Source organism: Robiginitalea sp. (assembly GCF_049588695.1).
In the GTDB taxonomy this organism is placed as follows: Bacteria; Bacteroidota; Bacteroidia; order Flavobacteriales; family Flavobacteriaceae; genus Robiginitalea.
Genome location: NZ_JBAVZJ010000385.1, coordinates 1 through 3,625, shown reverse-complemented (window position 1 = coordinate 3,625; position 3,625 = coordinate 1). Strand labels below are relative to the sequence as shown.

Below are 3,625 nucleotides of genomic sequence, written 5' to 3'. Positions count from 1 at the left end.
CACCTATTCTTCTCATTTGAACTTAGTAGAAAACCTCGAGTACAATACCGAAAGGCCTCATTTACATATTCCGGAATACGGCCGTCATTTTCAGAAAATGGTAGATTATGCCCTGAGCATAGAAGACCGTGAAGAGCGCAACCGTGTTTCCCAGGCCATTATCAGCCACATGGGAAATATGCAGCCCCACCTTAGGGACGTGCCTGATTTTCAGCACAAACTCTGGGATCAGCTGTTTATCATGTCGGATTTTAAACTGGATGTGGAATCTCCGTATCCCATACCCAGTAAAGAAGTGCTCCAACAGCGCCCTGATGCCTTGGAATACCCGCAGAACTTTCCGAAATACCGCTTCTACGGAAACAACATCAAACGGATGATTGACGAGGCCGTACAATGGGAGAAAGGAGACAAACGCTCCGGCCTGGAATACGCGATCGCCAACCATATGAAAAAGTGTTACCTGAATTGGAACAAGGATATGGTGGACGATAAGACGATCTTCAAGCACCTCCTGGAACTGAGTAATGGTGAGATAGACCTGGCGTCCGACGGGGAGAGTCTTACAGACAGCGGCCAATTCCTGAAACAACGTCCTGTACGTTCAAATCGCACTTCATCCAATAAAAAGGGCCAGCGAACCGTTCGTAGTAAAAAGCGGTATTAATTCATGGGAACTTTTATTATTGAAGGAGGGCACCAACTCCATGGGGAAATAACCCCTCAGGGGGCTAAGAATGAGGCGCTACAGATCCTCTGTGCAGTATTACTCACCCCCGAAACGGTTACTATTCACAACATTCCGGATATTCTCGATGTCAATAAACTCATTGCCATCCTGGAAGATCTGGGGGTTAAAATCCAAAAAAAAGGCGAGGGCTCCTATACCTTTAAGGCAGATGACGTCAATCTGGACTATTTGCAATCAGAGGCATTTAAAAAAGATGGACGCGGCCTGAGAGGCTCCATAATGTTAGTTGGTCCTATGCTTGGGCGATTTGGGCAGGGCTTTATACCCAAACCCGGTGGAGATAAGATTGGCCGACGCCGCCTGGATACCCATTTCGAAGGTTTTGTAAACCTGGGGGCGAAATTCCGCTACAATCGTGAAGAACACTTTTTTGGAGTCGAAGCTAAAAAACTCAAAGGGGCGTATATGCTCCTGGACGAAGCCTCGGTGACCGGCACGGCAAATATTGTCATGGCTGCTGTTCTCGCAGAGGGGACGACGACCATTTACAATGCCGCCTGTGAACCTTATCTGCAGCAACTTTGTAAAATGCTCAATAATATGGGCGCCCGCATTTCGGGCATTGGATCGAACCTATTGACCATCGAAGGGGTGGAATCCCTGGGGGGAACGGAACACCGGATGCTCCCGGATATGATTGAAATCGGTAGCTGGGTTGGCCTGGCCGCGATGACCCAAAGTGAACTGACTATTAAAAATGTCAGTTGGGAGAACCTGGGCCTGATTCCCTCCGTTTTTGGAAAATTAGGAATTACGCTGCGGCAAAAAGGGGACGACATCCATATTCCTGCCCATTCCAAAGGGTATGAAATTCAAAATTTTATCGACGGTTCTATCCTGACTATTGCCGATGCCCCGTGGCCTGGCCTTACGCCGGATCTGTTGAGCATTATTTTGGTTGTGGCTACGCAGGCCCGCGGAGAAGTCCTCATCCATCAGAAAATGTTTGAGAGCCGCCTCTTCTTCGTCGATAAATTACTCGATATGGGTGCTAAGATCATACTTTGTGATCCGCACAGGGCTACCGTAATCGGACATGATTTTAAATCCACCCTGAAAGGGACCACCATGGTTTCTCCCGATATCCGGGCCGGGGTGTCCCTGCTGATTGCCGCCCTGTCCGCCAAAGGCACCTCTACCATACACAATATTGAGCAAATAGACCGGGGATATGAGGCCATAGACACCCGGTTAAAGGCTATCGGTGCCCACATTACACGCGTTTAAGACGGGACCGTAAATCACCCTTGTTTCTCTTCGAGTGTCCCATCCGGGTAGCTCGCAAATCGTCCTTTTTCCCTGGGATGCGCGTGGTCCGGATAGGGCCAGGGCCAACCTCCGAAACGGGTTAACTGATATTCCTCCATCGCTCTCTGAATCTCCTCGGAGCGGTTCATCACAAAGGGGCCGTATTTAGCAACAGGTTCCGCAATAGGCTTTCCTTCCAACCATAAAAATCGCGCCTTCTCACCTCCGTTTTCAATGGTTGCTTCCCCTGCCGGGAGAATGGCCCCGAATCCCGCGTTAACTTGCTGATCGACAACCTTCAATCGGTCGCCTTCCAAAACAAAAATTCGCCTCTTGCTCCCTTCACCCGCAGGCGGAAGCCCGAAACGGGCGCCGGCTTCCAGGGCGACCAGGGCGATCACTACCCCGTTTTCGGGGTCATTCGCCCAGGAATCAGGGGGAGGGGAAGGGGCGTTTTGTCCTGAAAATGAGCCCGAAATCAATTTCAATTCCCAGCCATCCCCTTGAATGCGGGGTATATCTTCCTTCCAAAGCATTTTGAAATGGGGTTCTGCCATTTTTTTGCTTGCCGGCAGATTGAGCCAGATTTGAAACAACTCCAATGTATTTGAAGCATCCTCCCTTAAGAGTGGAAACATCTCAGAATGCTGTACACCCCTGCCTGCCGTCATCCATTGAACATCCCCATTGCCAAACCGGGCTGAGGCCCCGAGGGAATCCGAGTGGTCGCAAAATCCCTTTGTGACGATGGTTATGGTTTCAAAACCCCTATGCGGATGGGAGGGAAAGCCCGGAATGGTGGTCCCGTGATACATCCGCCATCCATCCTTGATTTCAAAATCGTTGCCCAAAGCCCGACCCTCGAGGGAGGCCTTTGGGCCCATTTCCGAATTGCCTTCGGGGTAATGGTCCAAATGGTGGACGCAGAACAAGAACGGGTCTTCAGTTTCCCATGGAAATCCCAGGGGGAATGTTTTTAGTGTAGCAGAACTCATAGTATGTGTAAGGTATTAATGCGGGGCGTTATTGATTTGGATCCAATTGTTTTCGGGATCCTTCAGATAATTTTGTTGTACACCATCGGCCCGCAGGGTTACCGCCCCGGGCGTGCCGGGCCAGTCCCGGTATGGGATTTGTATTTTATTTAAATGGCTTATAAATGTTTTCAGATCAGGGGTTGAGAGGCAAAGATGCTCGCTTTTCGGATCCTCCCGGGGAACTGAATTTTTTCGGATAAGGTGAAGCTGGGTATTCCCCTGGATCACAAACCATCGAAAACCCTCGGGCTCGGAGGGATGCGGTATTTCCCCGAGTTGAAGCACCTCGGCATAATAATCGCCGACAGATTTCAGGTCCCGGACTTCCAGGGCAAAATGATCATAGGTAAAGGAAAAATTGTGCGCGTTGAGGGTCGTGTTTAGCGTCAAAAAAAGAAACAGCACAAGCAGGTGTGTTAAACACCATTTTTGGCCTATAGCGCGCCGCAGTCCAGGGAGTGGTTTATTCAAAATCCAATGTTTTATGGGAACCGTCGCAGAAGGGTTTGTTTTTGGAACCGCCACACCTGCACAGGGCGGTATTCCCTTCCGTTTCCTGAATTTTTCCGTCTGTTGCTGTAAGCTTAAT

Annotated in this window: 5 protein-coding genes; 2 read left to right on the top strand and 3 right to left on the bottom strand. The window is 49.7% G+C overall.

Annotated features, from left to right (window positions below; translation table 11 throughout):
- Positions 1 to 16 precede the first annotated feature (16 nt).
- Positions 17 to 667, top strand: a complete 651-nt coding sequence (locus WBV75_RS09140; RefSeq protein ID WP_424120318.1) for a DUF4290 domain-containing protein — start codon at positions 17 to 19, stop codon at positions 665 to 667.
- A gap of 3 nt (positions 668 to 670) precedes the next feature.
- The gene (murA, locus tag WBV75_RS09135; RefSeq protein ID WP_424120316.1) at positions 671 to 1,978 is read left to right on the top strand and encodes a UDP-N-acetylglucosamine 1-carboxyvinyltransferase; all 1,308 of its coding nucleotides are present in this window, start codon (positions 671 to 673) and stop codon (positions 1,976 to 1,978) included.
- Between the two features lie 14 nt (positions 1,979 to 1,992).
- On the opposite strand, the gene WBV75_RS09130 is transcribed toward murA, so the two are convergent.
- Genes WBV75_RS09130 through WBV75_RS09120 form a run of 3 tightly spaced genes read right to left on the bottom strand, consistent with a single transcriptional unit; the run spans position 1,993 to position 3,625 of the window.
- Complete coding sequence (locus tag WBV75_RS09130; protein ID WP_424120315.1) at positions 1,993 to 2,994, bottom strand: pirin family protein; 1,002 nt, start codon at positions 2,992 to 2,994, stop codon at positions 1,993 to 1,995.
- Between the two features lie 15 nt (positions 2,995 to 3,009).
- Positions 3,010 to 3,441: a VOC family protein gene (locus WBV75_RS09125; protein WP_424120314.1), complete on the bottom strand. Its 432-nt coding sequence runs from the start codon at positions 3,439 to 3,441 to the stop codon at positions 3,010 to 3,012.
- 58 nt (positions 3,442 to 3,499) lie between these two features.
- Positions 3,500 to 3,625, bottom strand: coding sequence for a CDGSH iron-sulfur domain-containing protein (locus tag WBV75_RS09120; RefSeq protein WP_424120317.1), 126 nt, complete (start codon positions 3,623 to 3,625; stop codon positions 3,500 to 3,502).